Annotated in this window: 16 protein-coding genes; 7 read left to right on the forward strand and 9 right to left on the reverse strand. The window is 42.6% G+C overall.

Annotated elements, in window-relative coordinates; translation table 11 throughout:
* Nucleotides 1-67: 67 nt before the first annotated feature.
* Nucleotides 68-1663, reverse strand: coding sequence for a glutamine-hydrolyzing GMP synthase (gene guaA / locus JMX75_RS01155; protein WP_201530617.1), 1596 nt, complete (start codon nucleotides 1661-1663; stop codon nucleotides 68-70).
* Between the two features lie 255 nt (nucleotides 1664-1918).
* Here guaA and JMX75_RS01160 point away from each other — a divergent pair, with 255 nt between their 5' ends.
* The 3 genes from JMX75_RS01160 (at nucleotide 1919) to JMX75_RS01170 (ending at nucleotide 7448) form a co-directional block, all read left to right on the forward strand.
* Nucleotides 1919-3670, forward strand: coding sequence for an FAD-binding oxidoreductase (locus JMX75_RS01160; protein WP_201530618.1), 1752 nt, complete (start codon nucleotides 1919-1921; stop codon nucleotides 3668-3670).
* Between the two features lie 374 nt (nucleotides 3671-4044).
* A complete protein-coding gene (locus JMX75_RS01165) occupies nucleotides 4045-5700 on the forward strand; it encodes a glycerol-3-phosphate dehydrogenase/oxidase (RefSeq protein WP_201530619.1) in 1656 nt (551 codons plus the stop codon).
* 179 nt (nucleotides 5701-5879) lie between these two features.
* A complete protein-coding gene (locus JMX75_RS01170; RefSeq protein ID WP_201530620.1) occupies nucleotides 5880-7448 on the forward strand; it encodes an FGGY-family carbohydrate kinase in 1569 nt (522 codons plus the stop codon).
* A 128-nt stretch (nucleotides 7449-7576) separates the two neighbouring features.
* Here the strand turns inward: JMX75_RS01170 and JMX75_RS01175 are convergent, their stop codons facing one another.
* Nucleotides 7577-8761 carry a MalY/PatB family protein gene (locus tag JMX75_RS01175; RefSeq protein ID WP_201530621.1) on the reverse strand — a complete coding sequence of 395 codons (1185 nt, stop codon included), beginning with the start codon at nucleotides 8759-8761 and terminating at the stop codon, nucleotides 7577-7579.
* Between the two features lie 239 nt (nucleotides 8762-9000).
* Between JMX75_RS01175 and JMX75_RS01180 the strand changes: the two genes are divergently transcribed.
* The gene (locus JMX75_RS01180) at nucleotides 9001-9831 is read left to right on the forward strand and encodes a hypothetical protein (RefSeq protein WP_201530622.1); all 831 of its coding nucleotides are present in this window, start codon (nucleotides 9001-9003) and stop codon (nucleotides 9829-9831) included.
* A 250-nt stretch (nucleotides 9832-10081) separates the two neighbouring features.
* On the opposite strand, the gene JMX75_RS01185 is transcribed toward JMX75_RS01180, so the two are convergent.
* Nucleotides 10082-11059, reverse strand: coding sequence for a hypothetical protein (locus JMX75_RS01185; protein ID WP_201530623.1), 978 nt, complete (start codon nucleotides 11057-11059; stop codon nucleotides 10082-10084).
* Between the two features lie 17 nt (nucleotides 11060-11076).
* A complete protein-coding gene (locus JMX75_RS01190) occupies nucleotides 11077-11892 on the reverse strand; it encodes a crotonase/enoyl-CoA hydratase family protein (protein WP_201530624.1) in 816 nt (271 codons plus the stop codon).
* A gap of 216 nt (nucleotides 11893-12108) precedes the next feature.
* Here JMX75_RS01190 and JMX75_RS01195 point away from each other — a divergent pair, with 216 nt between their 5' ends.
* Both JMX75_RS01195 and rlmF read left to right on the forward strand, forming a co-directional pair.
* Nucleotides 12109-12846 carry a LysE family translocator gene (locus JMX75_RS01195; RefSeq protein ID WP_201530625.1) on the forward strand — a complete coding sequence of 246 codons (738 nt, stop codon included), beginning with the start codon at nucleotides 12109-12111 and terminating at the stop codon, nucleotides 12844-12846.
* A 65-nt stretch (nucleotides 12847-12911) separates the two neighbouring features.
* On the forward strand, nucleotides 12912-13949 hold the full coding sequence (rlmF, locus tag JMX75_RS01200) for a 23S rRNA (adenine(1618)-N(6))-methyltransferase RlmF (protein WP_201530626.1): 1038 nt from the start codon (nucleotides 12912-12914) through the stop codon (nucleotides 13947-13949).
* 113 nt (nucleotides 13950-14062) lie between these two features.
* On the opposite strand, the gene JMX75_RS01205 is transcribed toward rlmF, so the two are convergent.
* The 5 genes from JMX75_RS01205 to dnaA form a co-directional block, all read right to left on the reverse strand.
* Nucleotides 14063-14644: a manganese efflux pump MntP family protein gene (locus JMX75_RS01205; protein ID WP_201530627.1), complete on the reverse strand. Its 582-nt coding sequence runs from the start codon at nucleotides 14642-14644 to the stop codon at nucleotides 14063-14065.
* Between the two features lie 124 nt (nucleotides 14645-14768).
* Nucleotides 14769-17384: a DNA topoisomerase (ATP-hydrolyzing) subunit B gene (gene gyrB / locus JMX75_RS01210; RefSeq protein ID WP_201530628.1), complete on the reverse strand. Its 2616-nt coding sequence runs from the start codon at nucleotides 17382-17384 to the stop codon at nucleotides 14769-14771.
* A 499-nt stretch (nucleotides 17385-17883) separates the two neighbouring features.
* Nucleotides 17884-19092 carry a DNA replication/repair protein RecF gene (recF, locus tag JMX75_RS01215; RefSeq protein WP_201530629.1) on the reverse strand — a complete coding sequence of 403 codons (1209 nt, stop codon included), beginning with the start codon at nucleotides 19090-19092 and terminating at the stop codon, nucleotides 17884-17886.
* 166 nt (nucleotides 19093-19258) lie between these two features.
* Nucleotides 19259-20434, reverse strand: a complete 1176-nt coding sequence (gene dnaN / locus JMX75_RS01220) for a DNA polymerase III subunit beta (protein ID WP_011512380.1) — start codon at nucleotides 20432-20434, stop codon at nucleotides 19259-19261.
* Between the two features lie 160 nt (nucleotides 20435-20594).
* Nucleotides 20595-22040 carry a chromosomal replication initiator protein DnaA gene (dnaA, locus tag JMX75_RS01225; RefSeq protein ID WP_201530630.1) on the reverse strand — a complete coding sequence of 482 codons (1446 nt, stop codon included), beginning with the start codon at nucleotides 22038-22040 and terminating at the stop codon, nucleotides 20595-20597.
* Between the two features lie 656 nt (nucleotides 22041-22696).
* On the opposite strand from dnaA, the gene rpmH reads away from it, so the two are divergent.
* On the forward strand, nucleotides 22697-22831 hold the full coding sequence (gene rpmH / locus JMX75_RS01230; RefSeq protein ID WP_007394757.1) for a 50S ribosomal protein L34: 135 nt from the start codon (nucleotides 22697-22699) through the stop codon (nucleotides 22829-22831).
* The last annotated feature ends 166 nt before the right edge of the window (nucleotides 22832-22997 follow it).

Here is a 22997-nt window from a genome sequence, read left to right on the forward strand (position 1 = left end):
CTATATATAAAAAAACACCCAACCAAGTTGAGTGTTTCTTTACATCAGCTAAAAAATAAATAGGATATTATTCCCACTCAATCGTCGCTGGTGGCTTGCTCGATACATCATAAGTCACGCGTGATACTTCCGCGATTTCATTCATAATACGATTCGATACCGTTTCAATCAGATCATACGGCAGATGAGCAAAGCGTGCGGTCATAAAGTCAACAGTTTCAACGGCACGTAGCGCAATCACCCACGCATAACGGCGACCATCACCGACCACGCCGACCGATTTGATCGGTTGGAATACCGCAAATGCTTGCGCGGTCTTCTCATACCAGCCTGAGCGTTCTAACTCTTCCATAAATATCGCGTCAGCAGAGCGTAGGATATCAGCAAATTCTTTGGTGACTTCGCCCAAAATACGCACGCCCAAACCCGGTCCTGGGAACGGATGGCGGTTAATCATTTTAGCTGGTAAACCTAAGGTAATACCCAATTTACGCACTTCATCTTTAAACAAATCACGTAACGGCTCAACCAATTCAAACGCCAAATCATCGGGCAAACCGCCAACATTATGATGGCTCTTAATGACGTGGGCTTTACCTTGATGCGACTTCGCTGATTCAATCACGTCTGGATAAATCGTGCCTTGCGCTAAGAATTCGATGACTTTACCATCGCTCTGCTCGCTGACTTCACGGGCACTATTAGCAAATACATCGATAAAGGTTTTACCGATGATTTTACGCTTGGCTTCAGGATCAGACTCGCCAGCCAATGCCGTTAAGAATAACTCTTCAGCATCGACACGAATGACTTTTACGCCCATGTTTTCAGCGAAGATTTGCATCACTTGGTCGCCTTCGTGTAGACGCAAGAGACCCGTATCGACAAATACACACGTTAATTGGTCGCCAATGGCTTTATGCAACAATGCTGCGACGACTGAGCTATCTACGCCACCTGAAAGACCTAGTAACACTTGCTTATCACCGATTTGCTTTTTGAGTTGCTCAATACGCATATCGATGATGTTATCAGGCGTCCAGCTACCCGCGCAGTCACAGATTTGATGGACAAAACGTCCTAGCAATGCCTGACCTTGTGCGGTATGCGTCACTTCAGGATGGAACTGCAAACCATAATAATGGCGCGAATCATCTGCCATGATCGCAATCGGGCAGCTTGGCGTGCTGGCAACGATATCGAAGCCTTGTGGGGCATCGACCACTTTATCGCCATGACTCATCCAGACATTTAGCTTCGCTGCTGCGTCTTCGATACCATCAGTCAGCGTTGATTTGCCATCGATATTGATGGTTGCTGCGCCAAATTCATGGATATCACTGGCGTGAACTTTACCACCGAAACGCTCTGCCATCGCTTGCATACCATAGCAGATACCTAATACTGGTACGCCTAGATCAAATACAGCATCGTTGATGCGTGGGCTGTCATCTGCGTGGACGCTCTCAGGACCACCAGATAAGATAACGCCTTTTGCGCCAAAATCGATGATGCGCTGAGTGTCGATATCATAAGGGAACATCTCACAGAATACACCTGAATCACGGACACGGCGGGCGATAAGCTGGCTGTACTGTGAGCCAAAATCGAGAATTAAGATGCGATCTTCTTTAATAGTAGGAACGTTGGCAGCAGTTGTCATAACGTAGTGTCCATCAATAAATAAATTGGTGCGCTATTTTAACAAGTTTCACGAATGTAGTGGCGGTTAGATATACGTTTATTATTGTCTATTTTTTAATGATTCTACTAATGTTTAGCATATATCAAATAATCAGATCATTTGTGATATGCTAATTCGATAAAAAAAATATCCTCATTGCCTGATTATGGACAATGAGATAGCCACAGTAGCGACACTCAAACCGTGATTATAAATAGATAGGTTAAATTTACTATGAGCAAAATTAAATCCTTTATGCGTAAAACGTCTAAAACTGCCTCTATCTCAACGACCTCTCCTATTGATAATACCAGTTTAGATACGCTCTCAAAAATAGATACGTCCGTCACTACACCTGTCAACACACCTATAGAACAGACGCGCTGGAATGGTTGGGGCAATATCAGTATCAATAAAAAAGTCTCGCCACATGGGGCAAAACTGATCAAGTCACACATTGGTAAAACTAAAAAACTGTCTTCTGTCAGCTTACAAAAGGTGCTCAAAACCGTTCCAAAATCACGCTTACCTGCTGCTATGATTGAGCTTGATACTGTATCTGTCGATAACGAAGTAAGACTCAGACACGCCCGTGGTCAGAGCTTTCCGGATTGGATAGCCATGCACGGCGGCGACTTTGAGGTCTTTCCTGATGGCGTGGCGCATCCGCAATCAACCGCTGATGTCGAAACCTTATTAAAACTAGCAAGCGAGTACGACCTGATCGTCATTCCTTTTGGCGGTGGTACCTCAGTCGCTGGTCATATCAATCCGCAAAAGGGTTCACGCCCTGTATTGACTATCGCTATGAGTAGGATGGATCAGCTGATTGACTTGGATATAGAGAGCCAAATTGCTACTTTTGGCGCAGGGACACAAGGTCCAGCAGTCGAGGCACAATTAAATGCCCACGGTTACCGTTTAGGACATTATCCGCAGTCATGGGAATTATCGACGCTTGGCGGCTGGATTGCAGCACGCTCTAGCGGTCAGCAGTCATTGGGTTACGGACGTATCGAGCAGATGTTTGCTGGTGGTACTTTGGTCACGCCGCAGGGTGTACTCAATATCGCTGATATTCCAGCGTCAGCAGCAGGGCCTGATCTGCGTGAAATGATGATGGGCACTGAAGGTCGCGCCGGTATTTTTACCGAAGTCAAAATGCGCGTGCAGTCGCAACCGGAAGAAGAGCTATTCAAAGTGGTATTTTTGCCAAATTGGGAAGCGGGTAAAGAAGTACTCAGACAAGCGGTACAAAAAAACATCCCCTTATCTATGCTGCGTCTGAGCAATGCGGTCGAGACTGATGCTCATCTACATTTGGGCACGACGCCCAGTCAATTTTTGGCAATCAACACCTATCTAAAAGCCCGCGGATTAGGTTCACAAAAAGTCATGCTTACTTATGGCCTATCAGGTGATAAAGCACAGAATGCGCTGGCACTGGCGCAGTTTAAAAATCTGTTAAAGCAGCATGGTGGTATCAGTGGCAAGCTTGCCAATCTGATGGGTAAGATATGGTCACATGGGCGTTTTAAATTTCCATATTTGCGCGGTACTTTATGGGAAAAAGGCATCATGGTGGATACCTTTGAGACCGCGACCAATTGGCATAATATCGACGAGCAAATGCAGCAGATGCAAGCAGCGGTGCAAACTGCACTGGCAGACGAAGGCGAAGCCGTGATGGCATTTACGCATATCTCACACGTTTATAAGCAAGGTGCTAGCCTTTATACCACCTACTTCTTTAGAGCGGCACAAGATCACGCCAGTACCTTAAGTCGCTGGCAAAGAATCAAGCATGCTGCCAGCTCAAGTCTGGCAAATGGCAAAGCGACAATATCGCACCAGCATGGTGTCGGCCGTGACCATGCCCCTTACCTCACTGCTGAAAAGGGTAAGCTAGGTATTCAGGTTACCCGTGATATGCTTAAAAGTCTGGACCCTGAGCAGCGTATGAATCCGGGTGTTTTGATTGAATAATAACTTTACTCAAAAACCTTGTTTATAGTTATAGTGAGTTCAGTATTAAAGCGATACAGTAGGACTGGGATGAATTTTACGCAGCCTCTGTCAGCGTAGTCACAGCACGCCAGAAAAATTTATACCAGTACTGCGTTGGAACATAACGTGTCTGTTTTATTTGGAATTGACTATAGTTTGGTTTAAGAGCGTTACAGCGCGGCTGGCATTGATTTTTCGCAGCCTCTGTCGGCGTAGGCACAGCACGCAAGGAAAATTAATACCAGTCGCGCATTATAATATAGTGTATTTATTTTATTTAGTAACGACTATGAATTAGATTATTTGGATAACATACATAGTTGAAATTAAGTAACAATTAAAATGAGTCGTCTATGAACCGAGCTAATCAATATCAACAACGCCAGCAAGCATTAGCACCACTGTCTCGTTCTGAACCATGGGATATGCTCATTATCGGTGGCGGGATCACTGGTGCTGGTATTGCTCGCGAAGCAGCAAGACGCGGCTTAGCAGTACTATTAATTGAGCAAAAAGACTTCGCTTGGGGCACCTCCAGCCGCTCAAGCAAAATGGTACATGGCGGGCTACGTTACATTGCCTCGGGCGATTTCAAGACGACACTGCACAGCGTACGCGAGCGTGAACGCATGCTGAATGAAGCAAGTGGCCTCGTTAATGAGATGCACTATGTCATGCCCCATTACAAAGGCAAGTTTCCACCGCCATGGATATTTAATAATCTACTTAGGGTATATGATAAGCTCGCGGGTAAGCACTACTTTAAGTACTTTAAAAAAGACGCCTTTCTTAGCCTTAACCCTCATATTAAACAAGATAAGTTTTTGGGTGCCAGTCAATTTAGTGATGCCGTGACCGATGACTCACGGCTCGTGATGCGGGTATTGGACGAAGCTATTCATGATGGCGCGCACGCGATTAACTATCTTAAAGCAGAATCACTCATAACCACTGAACAAGGCTTAGTGGTGGGGGCTACTCTAAAAGACACCTCTCCCCAACATAGCACCCATACTTACGACGTTCAGGCCAAAGTCGTGGTCAGTGCCACGGGCGCTTGGGCAGATACGTTACGGATGCAAGCCAGTCAGCAAACGGAACAAACCTTTCATAAGCAAATTCGTCCATCGCGTGGCAGTCATTTGGTAGTCAGTCAAGAGCGCCTACCGCTCAATCAAGCCTATACCTTTTTGCATCCTGTCGATAAAAGAGCAATCTTTGTCTTTCCGTGGGAGAACCGAACCGTTCTTGGTACTACTGATTTGGACCATCCACCCTTAGATGATACAGAAGTCGGCATTACCAATGCCGAGGTGGACTATCTGTTGACCGCGACCAATGATCTTTTTGATGATGTAGATATTAGCCGCAAGGATGTCATCAGCTCATGGGCAGGCGTGCGTCCACTGATTTCTGATGGCAATGATGGTAAGCGCGTCAGTCCTAGTAAGGAAAAACGCGATCATAGCGTCTGGTTGGATAATAATCTGGTCACTGTAAGCGGTGGCAAATTAACCACCTTTCGCCTAATCGCCCTTGATGTACTAAAAGTCTGTCAAAAGGTACTCGAACTCGATGAATCAGCTACTCAAGATAATGTATTATATAGCAGCCAAGTTTTTAGCAAGCAAACCTCAACCAACCCTAAATTTACTGCCCTGCCGCTACCATTACAACAGCGCTTAAAAGGTTTTTATGGCCTACAGCTCGATACTTTGCTAGAGCTGGCTCATGACGATGACTTGGCTTATGTGACTGATAGCAATACCATTTGGGCGGAGATTCGCTTTGCTGCTCGCTATGAGCAGGTTATTCATTTGGATGATTTATTACTACGACGCACGCGCTTGGGTCTTATATTGCCCAATGGTGCGATGACCCCGCTAATCAGTCAGCGAGTCAAGCAAATATGTCAGCAGGAGCTAGGCTGGGATGAGCAAAAATGGCAGCAAGAGTCTGACCGTTATCAAGCCTTATGGCAACGCTACTATTATCTGCCTGCGGCTTAGCGCTTTTTTATATCCTAATTTATCTATACTAAACTCATTGTTGAAAAGATATGGCGGAACTGGGTTAATTTTTTCAGCCTCTGTCGGCGTAGGCACAGCACGCAAGGAAAATTAATACCCGTTCCGCTTTATACTCTAAGTTAGCTTCAATCTATATTCCCACATAGTTAAGGATGACTATGACCGACAACTTTGATGCGCCTATTTATTTCTTAGCTATCGACAATGGCACCCAAAGCGTTAGAGCGCTTATCTTTGATCAATTCGGCACCGAGATAGCCAAAGCACGCGTCCCTATCGAGCCGTATTTTTCTGAGCAGCCTAGTTTTGCCGAGCAACATGCTGACTACTATTGGCAAAAATTAAGCGAGGCCTGTCAGCAGTTGTGGCAAAATTGCGATATCACGCCAGCGCAAATTGCCGGTGTTAGCCTAGCCACCCAGCGCTATACCATGATATGTTTGGACAAGGATAAACAACCGCTACGCCCAGCCATTGTGTGGATGGATTTGCGTCGCGGCGAGAACAATGACATAGGCTTTCTAGGTCCACTCACCAAAGTCATCGGTATGGGCGAGCTGGTACAAGAGGCGCAGCAAAAAGCACGCTGTAATTGGCTTGCGCATCATGAACCAGAAATTTGGGAGAAAACAGCCTATTATGTCAATTTATCCGCGTACCTCACCTATCAGCTCACAGGCGAGATTGCCGACTCTACTGGTCATGCCTTAGGCTATCTGCCTTACGATTACAAAACGCAAGCATGGTTTAAGCCAAACAACATCAAATGGCGACTGTTCAGTTGCCGGATAGAGCAAATGCCCAAACTTATACCACCTGGGCAGCAGCTCGGTAGTATTACTGCTAAAGCTGCCGCCGCTACTGGTATTCTTGAAGGCACACCAATGATTGCTGCCGCCAGTGATAAAGCTTGCGAAGCGTTGGGTTCCGCCGGACTTGCCGCCGATACCGCCTGCTTAAGCTTTGGCACTACTGCGACTATTAATACCACGTCGAGCCATTATATTGAGATACTCAAGCACATGCCCGCTTATACCGCCGCCGCGCCAAATTACTACAATCATGAGTATATGATTTATCGCGGCTTTTGGATGGTCAGCTGGTTTAAGGAGCAATTTGCCCAGTATGAAGAGCAACTGGCAAAAACGCAGGGTGTTGATACTGAAAAACTACTCGACAAGGCAGTCAAAGACATTCCAGCAGGCTGTATGGGTTTGATGATGCAGCCGTACTGGTCGCCCGGTGTTCGTCATCCGGGTCTTGAAGGCAAAGGTGCGCTTATTGGTTTTGGTGATGTACATACGCGAGCGCATGTCTACCGCGCTATTTTAGAAGGGCTGGCTTATGAGCTAAAGCTTGGTTTTGATACCATTGAGAAGCGTACAGGCAAAGCCATTAAACACCTGCGTGTGTCTGGCGGTGGCTCCCAAAGCGACTCCGCCATGCAGCTAACGGCAGATATCTTCGGTATGCCCGCCTATCGACCGCATACTTATGAAGCCTCAGGCTTAGGCGCTGCCATCAACTGTGCGGTGGGACTTGGCGTTTATCCTGACCATTTAACCGCAACTCAGGCCATGACCCATTTGGGTGATGGGTTCTTACCTATCGAAGCCAATGTCCAGCTCTACAAACGTCTTTATAATGAGGTTTATCTCAAAATGTATGAGCGCTTAAAGCCTTTATATCAAAGCATTCAAGATATTACGGGTTATCCAGCTAAGTAATATAGTCAGTTCGATATAAAAGAGGCATGTTAAAAATAGCGTTATGTTGGGATAAACTTTCCTCGCTTGCTGTGCCCTTTGCACTCCAGAGGCTTCGCAAAATTTATCCCAGCAGCACTGTATTCTTTTTAAATTGAATCGACTATATTAAAAACATCGCTATTTAATGCTGTTTGCATACGGTTTAGCCCTTCTATCAGCAGCGCTCTAGGACAAGCCACATTAAGGCGCATTTTAAGATGGCCTTCATCACCATATTTAATCCCTGCACTCAGCTCAACCTTAGCAGCTCTCAATTTGTCATAAAGCATTTGATCGTCTTGCGCATATGCCGAACAATCTAGCCAAATCAAATACGAAGCTTCTGGACGCATCACCTTAATCTTAGGTAAATGCTCTTCTAAAAATTGTAGCGTTAAGTCAATATTGGCTTCAATATAAGTCAGCGCCTGCGCCAACCACTCACCACCTTGCTCATAAGCACTACGCATCGCCGTATAAGCGAATAAATTTAGCTCATGCTCGTCACTCAAACGCTGCTGCTGGTTAATTTTACTCAGTAATCCGCTGTCTTTAGCAAATATCATCGAGCCTTTGATACCGGCAATATTAAAGGTTTTGGTCATCGAAGTTAGGCTGACTACTTTGTGTTCATAGTCTTTTGCTAGGGTTAAAAAAGGCGTAAATGTATACCCACTCAAAGTTAAATCTTGATGAATCTCATCACTCACAATGGCCACATCGTGCTTCTTGCAAATACAAAGCAGCGCTTCAAGTTCATCCGCCGTCCATACCCGCCCGCCCGGATTATGCGGATTACAGAACAAATATAGCTTAACTTTATGCTCGATAATTTTGGCTTCGATATCAGCTAAATCCAGATGATATTTACCATCTATTTCCTTTAATGCAGAGGTCACCAGCTTACGACCATTGTCCAAAACCTTGGTCATAAAAGGCGTATAGATAGGGTCATTAATGAGTACCGCATCCCCTGCCTCGGTAAATACTTTCATCATCAGCACCAAACTTGGCACGACACCCGGAGAGAAAAGAATATCCTGCTTATCCAGCCACAAGTCATAACGACTGCCATGCCAGTCGATAATCGCTTGATACAACGGCTCGGTCGGCACGGTGTAACCCAATATGCCATGCTCCGCTACTTGCTCAATCGCCGCTAAAATAGGCTGGGCGGTCTTAAAGTCCATATCCGCGACCCACAGCGGAATTGTCTCATCGGTATAATGCCATTTAAACGACCCCGTATCACGTCTGTCTATTATTTTATCAAAGTTGTACAACACCAGCATTCCCCTTTACGATTGCTTTATATTATAACTGTTCATTCGTCGGCTTAAATGATATTTAAAAATATAACATCATCATTATTTGAATAATGGCTAAAAATTAGTGTTACATTAATGTTGCGGACTCTACATATGATCAAATTATTTATGCCAGAGTACGCTGATATTGCAAGGATTGTAATCTATCAGCTTTTACCCAAACCCCCTACTAAGCCAAGATGGCTTGTCTAAAAGGATTTAGCATGATGAAAATGGACTTTTTACCAAACTTAGCACTCAAAACGTGCGCCCTTACTTTAGCCATCGCTGCCACCGCTTCATGCACGACTATGGCAACAGGCGCTGACTATCAAGTTTCAAATACCCAAACCACTACGAACAGTACTGCCATTACTTTAGGCAATAGTGCTATGTCTAGCGGCACTAACGACACGGTTGCTATCGGTAATATGGCCAATGCAGGTCTGAACTCAGCAACCGCTGTCGGTGGTCAAGCCAATGCCGCAGGTCTAGGCTCAACCTCTATCGGTTGGCAATCAAAAGCCACCGCCGAACGCGCGCAAGCCTTTGGCCATCTAGCCAATGCTAGCGGTGTTCGCTCTACCGCAGTCGGCGAAGCGTCAATCGCTGGTGGTACTAACGATACGGTCGCTGTCGGTAATAAAGCCAATGCAGGTCTAAACTCCGCAACGGCTGTTGGCGGGGAAGCCAATGCCGCAGGTTTAGGCTCAACCTCTATCGGTTGGCAATCAAAAGCCACTGCTGAACGCGCGCAAGCCTTTGGTCATCTAGCCGATGCTAGTGGTGTACGCTCTACCGCAGTTGGTGAAGCGGCAGCCGCACAAGGTGCAAACTCGGTAGCGTTAGGCAATAAATCTATGGCTGGCGGCATGAATAGCATCGCTATCGGTAACGGAGCAATGGCAGCCAAAACCAACCAAGTGGTGTTAGGCAGCGCGGGACAAGTGCAATCTAGTACGGCAGCACAGTCAGGCACAGTCAGAATCGTCACTATCGATGACAATGGCACGTTAGGCACTATGATGGTTGACTACTACAAATCGGCTAAATAATTATAATTGAGCGGTTAACACTGACGCTGGTGTAGTTATAGTCAGTCATACTAGATAAAACAAAAACCTCGCAATTGCGAGGTTTTTTTGGTTGGTATGTTTGGTTTGCTTGATTGTGTTTTGAAGTACCGCTTTAGATTTCGTGGTTATCAAAGCTGTTATGAAGCTGGAGCCAATCCTGCCATTCACTATTATCGTTTAATTTATAGATTGTCTAGCGTATGGTGTAAATTAAATAGGCGTTATTAATCTAACAGTCATAACCTCTATCATTGATAACAACATTAATTCCAAAAAAAGCAGAAAAATCGTCTACGTGTTTATCTAATTGATTAACATCTAGTACTTGATAAATACGAATGCTATTTTTAAAACCAGCTATCCTAATCTCCATCCAACAACCACCCCAACCTTTCGCAGGACGTAGATTGTCAATCTGTATACTTTCGATTTTATTAGGTAGTACCAAGCAAGACTTATCACCTTTGAAACCTATTACCTTATTTATATTATCAATCCATAAGATATTATCTTCATCATACTCAAGTAATGCAGTGATGAAGCTTGGTACAGGTTTTATACAGTAATCATAATAGTGATGATATTGCTCAATTTTAAGCCCATAGCTCATATAGTGAATTTTGCTAACAGTGCCTTGATGCTGATAATTACTATCTAGTAAAATAGGATAAGCATAATCTCTCTCATTATAAATATCTAAGCGAGTACATCTATCAGGTATAGAATAATTAAGGACGTAGAAGATATCTTTTATGCACAAATTAAAAGAGTCTTCATCCATAACCATATTATCGGTAATTTTTTGCGCGTATGTCTCATATTTAGAGAGCATTCCTGCTAGCTTTGAGTAAGTGTCTATATACCTTACTCCTTCTCTAATGTCGACTATATAATGCTGGATTGGTGACTCTAATGAAGTAGAGTTCCATAAAATCTTTGCATGATTAAATTTGATATGACCCACTATAATAGGTATATCAAAATAATAAAATTGTACATCATTTATATCTGTTTCTAGATGTCCTAAATCAAGAGCTAATAACTCAGAATACGTTGTATTCCATGATATACAGTATGAAGAGTCTTTATCTACAGTGAAGAAGTATAGAATATCTGGAGAGATATAAGGTGAAAGCTCTTCAAAGTCTGGTTGCCAATTTTTCAAAAAATACTTAGACCATATCGCTATTATTTTTTGCTTCCACATAAATGAGACCTTATGTTTCACTTACCCTTAAACTCAGCCTCACGTCTCTCAACCATCGCCATCGCACCCTCTTTGGCATCTTCTGAATGAAACAAATGCGGCAGATAGCCATGAATATTAGCTAATGCTGCTTTTGCGCCATTACGACTGGCATCTTGCACTGATGACAATAACCCTTGCACCCCAAGCGGTGCAGCGTTGCAAATCTCTTTAGCGATAGTTAGCGCGCGCTCATATTCTTCTCCATTTGGCATCACTTCGCTAACTAGATTCAACCTATCCGCAGTCTGCGCATCAAAGTTTTTACCAGTGAGTAGATAAGGCATGGCTTTTTGCCAGCCCGCAGCCGCGACAAAGCGTACGGTTGCACCACCAAACGGCATGATACCGCGCTGGACTTCCATTTGCGCAAAGTTGCAGTTATCACTTGCGATAACCACATCACTATTGAGCATCAGCTCAATCCCAGCGGTAAAGCAAGTGCCTTGTACTGCGACGACCACGGGTTTACTGCGTAATTTTCCACCGATACCCCAAGGATCGATTTCGTCAGCAGTAAACTCAAACGCGCCTTTATCCCATTTGTCTTGTAGCTCCATCAAATCAAGCCCTGCAGTGAAGTGCTCACCGTGAGCGAATATCAGCGCACAGCGAAGATTGGCATCATTTTCGTATTGAGTGAGTGCCTCAGATAATTGCTTAATCATATGACTGTCAAAGGCATTACGTTTATCAGCGCGATTGAGCCCGATCAAGCAGATGTAATCTTGAGTTTCATAAGTAATGCGAGTGTCATTGCTAGTAGAATTACTATTATTACTTTCCGTAGTCATATTTTTATCCTTATTAGAGCGATCGTTTTATGGTTTGTCACATGGCGAATTAACACTGCTAAAAATCATGTAACTTACTTTCAATATAGACATACACTACGTGCAACGCAAGCAACGTTTTAGCATGAGCATCAATAGCTGGTATCAATATCAGTTGACCTCATTTACGCTAATGTGCAACTATTATCCAACTCAAGACATGACTCAGAGCATTTTATGGAATTTTGGCACGGTTTTTTGCTTATCACCAGCGTCCATCTACTCGCTGCCGCCTCTCCGGGTCCTGACTTTGTTTTGGTCTCGCAGCAAACCTTGGCTAAAGGGCGACGCACGGGTTTGATTTGTAGCCTTGGTATCACCTTGGGTCTTGCCGTACACATTATTTATTCGGTGCTAGGACTGGCAACGCTGATTGCCCACTCGCAGCCTTTACTGACCGCTATCAAATGGTTAGGAGGTAGTTATCTTATTTATCTAGGATGGCAAGGTATTCAAGCCAAAGCTAAAAAGCCAGCAGATTTAGCCCTTTCCGCAGAACCAACAGATTCAGGCGCTCACGTTTCACAAGATATGCTTATTAAGCAAACGACTTCTACCAATCATACCGAGCTTTCTGATAAAGCCATTTCTAATAAAAAACCGCCTACCGATACAAACTCAACCGCTGCTATTCTGCGTCGTGGCTTTTTTTGCAATGTATTTAATCCAAAAGCGCCCGTCTATTTCGTGGCGATATTTACCCTCGTTTTATCACCCGATATACCGCTGTGGCAATTGGCTATTTATGGCGTATGGATGATGGTCTTGCAGATGGCATGGTTTAGTACCGTGGTGATGTTACTGTCTATCCCTGCCATTCATCGTCGCTTTCAGCGTTTTGAACATTGGATCGACCGCGTATTGGGTACAGCGATGATAATATTGGGATTAAATCTGATTTTACGTAGTCGATAAGACGCTAGTGACTCGTGAAATCTGCTAAAATGGTGCATTATATTCAAACATCAAAGCCCGATACTATGACCAGTAAGCCTATGAACCGTCGCCCGACCGCCAACAATCAACGAAACAGATCGCCTGAAACTGCCAAAAAATTAGGGCAGCTACATCCGCGCAATCCGCACCAAGGTCGTTATGACTTTGAAGTATTGACTCGCGCTTTGCCTGAGCTTGCTAAGCACACCATTACCAATCCCAAAGGCGAGTCGACGATTAACTTCTCAGACAGTGCCGCCGTGCGCGTCCTTAATCAGGCACTACTAGCAAATTATTATGGTGTGAAGTTTTGGGATATTCCGGAAGGTTATCTCTGTCCACCGATTCCGGGACGTGCCGATTATATTCATTATATTGCCGATTTACTCGCGCAAACGACGCATGTTAATAAAGAAAATACGCCACCGACTGGCAAAGAAATCCACGCCCTTGATATTGGCACCGGTGCCAGCGCGATTTATCCGATTATTGGTAGTCAAAGCTACGGTTGGCGATTTACCGCCTCAGACATTGATCCTATTTCGGTCAATACCGCTGCGCTGATTTGTGAAACCAACCCAAAGCTAAAAAGTGCCGTTAAAGTCAAACTACAGACTGAACCTAAATTTATTTTTAAAAATATCATCGGTCGCCAAGATTACTTTGATGTGGTTGTTTGCAACCCGCCATTTCATGCTTCATTAGAGGAAGCGATGGAAGCCAATAGTCGTAAGCAGCATAATCTGCAACGACATCGTGGTAAGAATGAGAACGAACAAATCAGCCGTAGCTCAACCAAGTCTGGCAATGCCGCACAGAATCTAAACTTCGGTGGTCAGCATAAAGAGTTGTGGAGTGAAGGTGGCGAGATTGCCTTTTTGACTAAGATGGTAAAAGAGAGTCAATACTTTGCAGAGCACGTCGGTTGGTTTACGACACTGGTATCTAAGTCAGAAAACGTAAAACCTCTGCAATTACTGTTGAAACAACTTGGTGTCGCCCAAATGCGTATCATCGAGATGAGTCAAGGTCAAAAAAGTACGCGTATACTTGCATGGCGTTTTAACACTGATGAAGAGTAAATAATAGTTAAGATTATAAATAGTTATAGTTTCACGTGAAACAAAAAAGCACCCCTTTGATCATCAAAGGGGTGCTTTTTATTGTAGAGAATTAATCCAAATAATGGTGCTTATTAACGGATAAACATAACCTTTATACCAATGGCTATCAATACCAATCCACCAAGTATTTCAGCTTTGTCCTCAAGCCACGTTCCAGAAGACTTACCTAAATAGATACCAAAAAAGCCAAATCCAGCAGTGACAATAGCGATGATGAAGCACGCCAGCCATGCATTAAGTGCCAGTAAATTTAGAGTAAAGCCTGCTGCCATGGCATCAATACTGGTGGCAATAGCCAGTGTAAACATCATGCGATGATTGATTTTTTCTTGCATATTTCTATCAAAACCGTCTTCTAATACCGCTTCAATCTCACCATTAAAAGCTTCATATAACATCTTAGTGCCAAGCAGAATAAGGATACCACCGCCAATCCACGGTGCAGCAGTCGCTAACCAGCCTAGCAATACTGCACCCAATAGATAACCAATTAGCGGCATAACGCCTTGTGCGATACCAAAATACAGTGCTGCATAAACCGCTAAACGTAAAACATAAGCGGACGATTGTTTTTGGGACTTAGCGCCTAAACCAATTGATACCGCAAACGCATCCATTGCCAATGCTATAGCAAGTAAAATAACTTCGATCATTTCTATATCCATTATTTAAAGCATTTATTCAATTAAGTTTCACGTGAAACAAGCTTAATATTAAAAAACCACCGCATTGGTTGCCAAAGCGGTGGTTTTTCATTGATTCACAATATTATGCCATTTAGATATCTAAATTAGAAACCGTTAACGCGTTCTCTTCGATAAAGATACGACGCGGTTCAACATGATCACCCATCAAGCAGGTGAACATATGATCCGCTGCGATAGCATCTTCAATATTGACGCGCAGCATACGGCGGTTTTCAGGATCCATGGTAGTATCCCACAGCTGATCGGCATTCATCTCGCCCAACCCTTTATAGCGCTGAATCGCTAGACCACGACGCGCGTCAAGCATCATTTGCTGCCACAAATAATCGAAGTCACGTATTGGGATGTCTTTGGTTGTACCCGCTGTTGCGTCACGGCGAATAAAAGCATCTTCATCAAGCAAGGTATTCCATTCAGCTGATAAACGCAGCAGCTTAGTATACTCACCCGAATTGATAAAGCTGGCATCGAGCAAATAATGATGGGCCAACTGATGCACATAGACCGTAATACGTGGCAGCCATTGTGCTTTTGCGACTACCGCTTCAGTGTCAGAGCTATCACTTTCTTCAACGGCAACGACAGGTTTCATACCCAGTAAATCAGCGGCAGCGGCATCCATATTTTTAGGTTGCGGTGCATGGATATTCACCAGCTCAATCTCAGGACTTAAGTCACTACCAAAGTGCTCAAGCTGGGTCTGTAGCGTGTCTTTCCATGCTTGCATTGCATCTTTATCATACGTCATATCAGTACTAAGTTTTGGCGTATGCGTTAGGGCATCCAACAAAACGGCTGGATAACGAATCTGCAAACGGGCTTTAATAAGCTGCGTTTGGTTATAATCATTTAGTAGTGTCTCTAACGCTTGACCAGTAATTGCAGGGGCATCAGCACTAATATGCAGCCTAGTATTATCAATCGTTGAAGATAATAAATATGCTTTAAGTGCCTCATCGTCTTTTAGATACAGCTCTTGACGACCTTTTTTAACTTTATATAGCGGTGGCTGAGCAATATAAATATAACCACGCTCAATCAATTCAGGCGTTTGACGGAAGAAAAAGGTCAATAGCAAGGTTCTAATGTGCGAACCATCAACGTCCGCATCGGTCATGATAATGATTTTATGATAGCGAACTTTATCAGGATTATATTCGTCAGGACCAATACCGCAACCAAGCGCAGTAATTAGATTACCGACTTCTTGTGACGATAACATTTTATCAAAACGCGCACGTTCAACGTTTAGGATTTTACCTTTTAAAGGCAAAATTGCTTGCGTTTTACGGCTACGACCTTGCTTGGCTGAACCGCCAGCAGAGTCCCCTTCCACGATATATAGCTCTGATAATGCAGGATCTTTTTCTTGGCAATCCGCCAATTTACCCGGCAGACCTGCGATATCTAATGTGGTCTTACGACGCGTCATCTCACGCGCTTTACGAGCGGCATCACGAGCACGAGCGGCATCAATGATTTTACCAGCAATCAATTTACCAGCGCTTGGATTTTCTTGCAGATAATCATTAAATTTATCGTGCATTGCTGATTCGACCGCAGATTTCACTTCACTTGATACCAGTTTATCTTTGGTTTGACTCGAAAACTTAGGATCTGGAACTTTAACAGATACGATAGCCGTCAAGCCTTCACGGGCATCATCACCAGTCGCAGCCACTTTCTCTTTTTTGAAGAGATTTTCACGATCCATATAGGTATTCAAACAACGCGTGAGTGCTGAGCGGAAGCCAGATAAATGCGTGCCGCCATCGCGCTGTGGAATGTTATTGGTAAAACAAAACACTTTTTCGTTATAAGTATCTGTCCACTGCAACGCCACTTCGACACTGATACCATCATCTTGATTACTGATAAAATGGAACACATCATTGATGCCATCTTTACCAGCATTAATATAGCTGACAAACTCTGACAATCCACCTTTGTGTTCAAACTCATGACGCTTATCAATACGCTCATCAGTCAAAACAATACGTACGCCAGAGTTTAAAAATGACAATTCACGTAAACGCTTGGCTAAAATATCATATTCAAAAATAGTACCGGTAAATACGTCATTGCTAGGGTAAAAACGGATTTGTGTGCCAGTTTGATCTGTCGCTTCCATTTGCTGAATATCGCCATCAGGCACACCATCAGTATAAGTCTGATGATAATGATAACCTTCACGCCAGATATTCATCTCAAGCTTTTTGGATAATGCATTAACGACTGAAACGCCAACGCCATGCAGACCGCCCGATACCTTGTAGCTGTTATCATCAAACTTACCACCAGCATGCAGTACCGTCATAATAACCTGTGCGGCAGACACACCTTCTTCTGGATGAATGTCGACAGGGACACCGCGACCATTATCCATCACGCTGACAGATTCATCTTCGTGGATAATGATATCAATTTGATCACAATGACCAGCAAGCGCTTCATCGATAGAGTTATCCACCACCTCAAAGACCATATGATGCAAGCCAGTACCATCATCGGTATCACCAATATACATACCAGGGCGCACGCGCACCGCTTCTAGTCCGCGCAGTACTCGGATGTCTTTCGAGCTGTAATCAGAGGGTAATACCTCAGGAGCGACAGCGGCGGCAATAGTCTCAACTGCGCTGTCTGACGTTAATTGCTGGTGGTCGGTAGGTAATGAGTCACTCATGTGCATTCCTTGATCTAGCCATTATCAGCTGTTTATCATCAGCTCACCACAGTGGTGATACTTAATGATGCTATCTATAATATCGTCTTGTAGTCATATTCTGTCTTTATTAAGGTTGGCCCAAGCTTTTTAGAAAATAATATAGAGGCAAAAAACCAGATTGAAAAATATGTCAGGTCTGCATACTCTATTTGATCCATACTGCGATTATTCTTAAAACTATAAAGTTTAAAAATATTGAATCAAATTCATTGTTATCAATAACTTAAGTCCTTACAACCAATAATAAAGATCCATATAAAACGGTAAGATAACTTGCTAAGAATAGGACAAAAATAAAGCTCTATTTTAGCATTTTTTTGTCTGTAAGTCACTGTTTAGGGAACGATTTCTAAGTATCAGAATGCGGTATAGAACGAGGGTAAAATATGCAAGAGGACGGGCGCTTAAGGACGTAAAATAAGGATTAATAACGCAGATATCAATACCCTAGTAAAAGCTACTGAGCTGGTAAAATACCTCCTTGTTTCATGTGAAACACTTGAGATTTTTCCCAATATTTATGTACTAAAGGTAAAATACTGTCTGTCAAACTGGTCACAAATACCTGGCATGGTAGCTGTGCTAATGTTGATAATAAAATCTCTATCGCCTTATCATCCAGCTCTGCGGTAATATCATCTAGTAATACCACTGGTGTAACACTTAATTTAGCGTCACTGTTATGTAGCTCGCTATTACTTTTAGCATTAAGCAACAATGGTAATTGTGATAAACGCAATGCCGTAATCAACAGTTTTTTCTCTCCACGAGATAAGATATTAGCCGCCTGCTCTTTCAAAATAGGCAGTTTAACAGTCGGATCCGCTGATAAAGGTGGGTTTAGATTCTCATCAGCTATCTGTCTTGAGCCTATCGAGCGCCAATGCACGTGAATATCAGCACGATGATTACCAATACGGGTATAACCCAACTGCAAATCCTGCTCTAGGCGTTCATCAAGCTGTATGTCGAGCGCTATACCAGTATCATAGCCTGCATTGTAGCTTAAGCTCAATTGTTCAGCATAAGCAGGCAATAACTGTGCAATGCTCTTAGAAAAATAAGGCTGCCAAGCTTCAAATATAGCTTGACGGTAATGATGAATCAGCGCTGCATGACTGGCCAGCCCCTTATCCCAAGCCTTAAGCTCAGCGAGCTGAACCTGAGTTAAATGACGCCGTTGCTTTAGTAAACTATTGCGCTGTTTTAGAAGACGTTGATAAGCAACCCACTGGGGGTGAAAGCCTTGTTTCATGTGAAACACTAACCAATCCAATAGCTGGCGACGACTGGCACTACCCTGCTCTAGCATGTCCATCGTTGATGGGTCTATAAGCAATGTTGGTAGCTGCTCGGTCAAGATGCTTTGGTTGTAAACAGTGGTTTGATTTAAACGCAGAATAGTCGTCGCATCTGCTTTCTTTTGGATAGCTAAGGTACGGCTGTTATTGAGCTTAGCATGTATAGTGGCAGACTCTTGATAATGTTGGATGTAGCGTTTAGGCTGATGATGACGGAAACTTTTGCCTCTTGATAACAAAAATATAGCTTCAAGTAACGAGGTTTTACCACTGCCATTAGCGCCGATAATAACATTACAAGCTGCAGGCGATAAATTGATGTGCGTTAAATTGCGCAAGTGAGAGATTTGTAGACGTTCAATCATAATACCGACAGCCGCCTATAAATCCTGCTTGTATTTTAGCAGGCAAAAGTTTAATTAAAATATAGAATTTTAAGCTTAGGAAGCTTAAATTCATCGATATGATTAGGGTTAAAATCCATAACAATTATAACTTTAAACCCTAATTATCTATCATTTAAAGAATAAATTATATGCGCATTGGCATAATAACGTACTGATGGAACTCATCATTTAACTGATTAACCAATACCGATGCATTTGACTGGCTCATATGCATTTGCAAGTCGCCTTGGATGACACCTAGCACGTCTTGTAGATAAGCAGCATTAAAGGACAACTCCATCGGCTCACCTTGATACTTGGCTTGAATCATCTCCACCGCTTCATCTTGCTCTGCATTATTGGCGCGTACTTCTACCATACCATCACTGGCAAAGTTAAATACTACGCCACGAGACTTCTCATTACTCAAAATCGCGACACGGCGCAGCACATCCATCATTTTCTCTTGATTAAATAGAGCAAGTTTGTCTGTATTGCTAGGCATCACACGGCGATAATCAGGAAATTTACCATCAATCAGACGCGCGGTAAAAGTCACCATCAAATCCTGACTAACCTGCCCTGCACTATCAACGTCACCAAATGGTAAGCTCACTTGCAAAAATTCACGACCGAAACTCAACGTGACGGCATTGTCTTTATCACCAAGCATTTTGCCCAGCTCGGTAGCCAAACGCTCAAGCTCAATTACAGCCTTACGTGGCAAGATAGCCTGCATACTTAAATCAGCACTGACTTCAATAACACTACGTGCTAATGCCAGTCTATGACCATCGGTTGCAACCGTCGTTAACTGCTGCTGTGATACATCAAATAGCATACCCGTTAGATAATAACGGACATCTTGAATAGCCATCGCAAATTGGGTCTTATGAATCAAATCAATAAGACGACTACGGCTAATCGTCAATGGCGTGATATTTTCAGGGTTACCCAAACTTGGATAGTCTTCGCTAGGCAATGTACCTAAGGTAAAACGACTTTTGCCACTGGTCAATAAGCAGCGTTGGTTTTCTTGAGTTATCAGACTGACTTGTGCTTGAGCAGGCAAAGATTTACAGATATCTCTTAATTTAGTGGCAGGCAATGTCGTCGTACCTGCTTCAACACAAGCTCCAGCAGGCAATTTCAACGTCGATGTCAGCTCTACTTCTAAATCAGAAGCGGTCAAAACAAGCTCTGATTCAAATAGCTGTAGCTTGATATTACCCAAAATAACCATATTATGGCGTTTATCAGCAGCCTTGGCGATCAAGTTAATGGCTTTTAGTAACGACTCTCGATTAATCGATAATTGCATGCTTAGTTACTCTTATTTGATTGATTCTTTTTGTAAAAATAAAGAATATTGACTTAATATACCCTGTCTACTGACGATAATCTATTAGGGGTCTGTATACGCCCGTTTTCAACATTATAAACCATATCTATCTACTAAAATATAGTGATAGTAGAGCCTTCTAACCAGCTTGCAGCATCAAAGCTAGGGTCTTGTAATCCTTGTCAAACGCTGGATCGGCGGTACGTAATTCATTCACTTTATCACAAGCATGCATCACTGTTGTGTGGTCGCGTCCTCCAAAAGACTGCCCAATCTCAGGAAAACTCTCGCTGGTCAACTCTCGTGATAGTGCCATCGCTATTTGGCGAGGTCTAGCAATACTACGCGTACGCTTGCGACCAAGCATATCTTTAATCGTCACATCATAATATTCAGCGACCACTTTACGAATATTATCCATATTGACGGCTTGTACGCGCATGGCAACAATATCTTTTAAGGCATATTGCACCATTTCAAGGGTAATAGGGGCGCCGGTTAAGTTAGCATTGGCAAATACTTGGTTTAAAGCACCTTCTAAACGTCTCACATTAGAAACAACATTTTGAGCGATGAATAACGCACATTCTTTAGGAAGGCTCATTCCATAAGAGGCAGCTTTCCTTTGTAAGATTTGTACGCGCGTATCAATTTCAGGCGGATCAACTGCGACCGTTAAGCCCCAAGAAAAACGAGATCTAAAGCGCTCGTCAAATTCAGTCATTTGTGATGGATGACGATCGGATGCCAAAATCAGCTGTTTATCACCACTAGTAAAATCTGCAAACAATGTTAAAAACTCATTACTACTTTTAGTCTTTCCAGCTAATACATGAATATCATCTACTATTAATAAATCTACTTTTTTTATTTTCTTTTTAAAGTCTTCTATTTTATTATTTCTTAATGAATAAACCAATTGATTAATAAATTTTTCAGAAGTGAAATAATAAAAAGTTTGATTATTTTTCAAATAGCGATGTGCTACAGAATGCATTAAATGGGTTTTCCCCAAACCAGAAGGTCCATATATAAACAAAGGATTGTGACGGTTTTTTGATTGACGTTTACCAAGCTCGTAGCACGCCTTATAAGCAAGATTGTTAGACTTACCTGTGACAAAGGTTTCAAAGGTAAAATCAGGATTTAAATAATTTAAGGATTTCGCATCAGCAGAGTCAACGGCTTCCGCATGACGCATATTGGCATCGATATCTGCTTTGGCATTATTATGATGAATCGTTTCAAAATCATGATTTGAAGGGGTAGGGGAGAGGTTATCTTCTGAGAATAATGATCCCGATTGCAGCGAGCTACTATCATCGATATCGCGACCAGCGTTATCAACACGTACAATAACTTCTTCAATACTTCCCTGACTATGCTTAGCAACCAGCTGCTGAATATCCTCTAAGTGGTTCTTTTTGATGTAAGTTACAAAATAATCATTAGGTGCAAGAATGATTAAGGTGTTGTTTTCTTGATGAGCTGATAATGGCCTTAACCACATGGTAAACACGTTATCTTTGACATGATAACGTAAGTCGTTTAGGCATTTATCCCAAATGTTTGCTGTATCTATCATGAATATCAGTAGCCCTATAGTTCAAAGTATTAGCATTTTTTATTGTAAGAATGGATCGAATTAGGTCTAAAAAGGCGTTGAGGCTTACGTTAAACAACCTATTACAAAGTACACTAACATCTTATATCTTATAGGGGAGTAATCTACCACAAATAACCTGTGGATAAAACCTTGTTTTCTGGGGATAAGCCTGTGGATATTTTTGTGTATAAGTAATCATATTAAGTTATCCATATTTCACCCACAGGTTATACACAGGGTTACCCATAGCTTAAATTTTTGATTATAAAGGAAAATCAACACTTAACCACAGAAAAACAGCACCCCAATAACAACAATATCTATATATATTAATCAATTAATTATTATAAGAATCAACCAAAATTGTGGATAACTTTAAAAATCATCGCCAATAATACAAATTGTTTTAAAACTAGATAATAAGATTTACAGTAGTGATTTTATCAAGTACGCAGAGGATGACTAACTTCTTAGATGAGTTTTAAAAACTCATCAGCTTTCTACAAAAAGTAAAAAATCGAAGAGCGATATCACGTTGCTTTAAAACGTAGTGAATAGTTTATTGACCCACATCCTATGCAATGATATAATCCTCCGTTATTACGAATTTAGTCCATTATTTTGATAGGTGAGTTATGAAACGTACATTCCAACCAAGCGTGATCAAGCGTAAACGTACTCACGGTTTCCGTGCTCGTATGGCAACTAAAAAAGGCCGTCAGGTCTTAGCTCGTCGCCGCGCTAAAGGACGTCATCGCCTTACTGTATAATCAGTAGATTGCGATAAGCATGGCTCATAGTGCTTGTTGTGTTTCTATTATTTATAGATTGCGATAGTCAATCATCACAACTGACACTTAGCCATATATTAAAAGCGCCCACATCGGCGCTTTTTTTGTCTCTATATTTTGTTATTATTTCTACTATCGTTATCAT

Source organism: Psychrobacter sp. LFX-11D, from assembly GCF_904846475.1.
Taxonomy (GTDB): Bacteria; Pseudomonadota; Gammaproteobacteria; order Pseudomonadales; family Moraxellaceae; genus Psychrobacter; species Psychrobacter cryohalolentis.

Excerpts from the sequence above, each read along its gene's own strand:
- guaA (WP_201530617.1), bottom strand. The coding sequence starts at position 1,663 with ATGACAACTGCTGCCAACGTTCCTACTATTAAAGAAGATCGCATCTTA.
- JMX75_RS01160 (WP_201530618.1), top strand. The coding sequence starts at position 1,919 with ATGAGCAAAATTAAATCCTTTATGCGTAAAACGTCTAAAACTGCCTCT.
- JMX75_RS01165 (WP_201530619.1), top strand. The coding sequence starts at position 4,045 with ATGAACCGAGCTAATCAATATCAACAACGCCAGCAAGCATTAGCACCA.
- JMX75_RS01170 (WP_201530620.1), top strand. The coding sequence starts at position 5,880 with ATGACCGACAACTTTGATGCGCCTATTTATTTCTTAGCTATCGACAAT.
- JMX75_RS01175 (WP_201530621.1), bottom strand. The coding sequence starts at position 8,761 with ATGCTGGTGTTGTACAACTTTGATAAAATAATAGACAGACGTGATACG.
- JMX75_RS01180 (WP_201530622.1), top strand. The coding sequence starts at position 9,001 with ATGATGAAAATGGACTTTTTACCAAACTTAGCACTCAAAACGTGCGCC.
- JMX75_RS01185 (WP_201530623.1), bottom strand. The coding sequence starts at position 11,059 with ATGTGGAAGCAAAAAATAATAGCGATATGGTCTAAGTATTTTTTGAAA.
- JMX75_RS01190 (WP_201530624.1), bottom strand. The coding sequence starts at position 11,892 with ATGACTACGGAAAGTAATAATAGTAATTCTACTAGCAATGACACTCGC.
- JMX75_RS01195 (WP_201530625.1), top strand. The coding sequence starts at position 12,109 with ATGGAATTTTGGCACGGTTTTTTGCTTATCACCAGCGTCCATCTACTC.
- rlmF (WP_201530626.1), top strand. The coding sequence starts at position 12,912 with ATGACCAGTAAGCCTATGAACCGTCGCCCGACCGCCAACAATCAACGA.
- JMX75_RS01205 (WP_201530627.1), bottom strand. The coding sequence starts at position 14,644 with ATGATCGAAGTTATTTTACTTGCTATAGCATTGGCAATGGATGCGTTT.
- gyrB (WP_201530628.1), bottom strand. The coding sequence starts at position 17,384 with ATGAGTGACTCATTACCTACCGACCACCAGCAATTAACGTCAGACAGC.
- recF (WP_201530629.1), bottom strand. The coding sequence starts at position 19,092 with ATGATTGAACGTCTACAAATCTCTCACTTGCGCAATTTAACGCACATC.
- dnaN (WP_011512380.1), bottom strand. The coding sequence starts at position 20,434 with ATGCAATTATCGATTAATCGAGAGTCGTTACTAAAAGCCATTAACTTG.
- dnaA (WP_201530630.1), bottom strand. The coding sequence starts at position 22,040 with ATGATAGATACAGCAAACATTTGGGATAAATGCCTAAACGACTTACGT.
- rpmH (WP_007394757.1), top strand. The coding sequence starts at position 22,697 with ATGAAACGTACATTCCAACCAAGCGTGATCAAGCGTAAACGTACTCAC.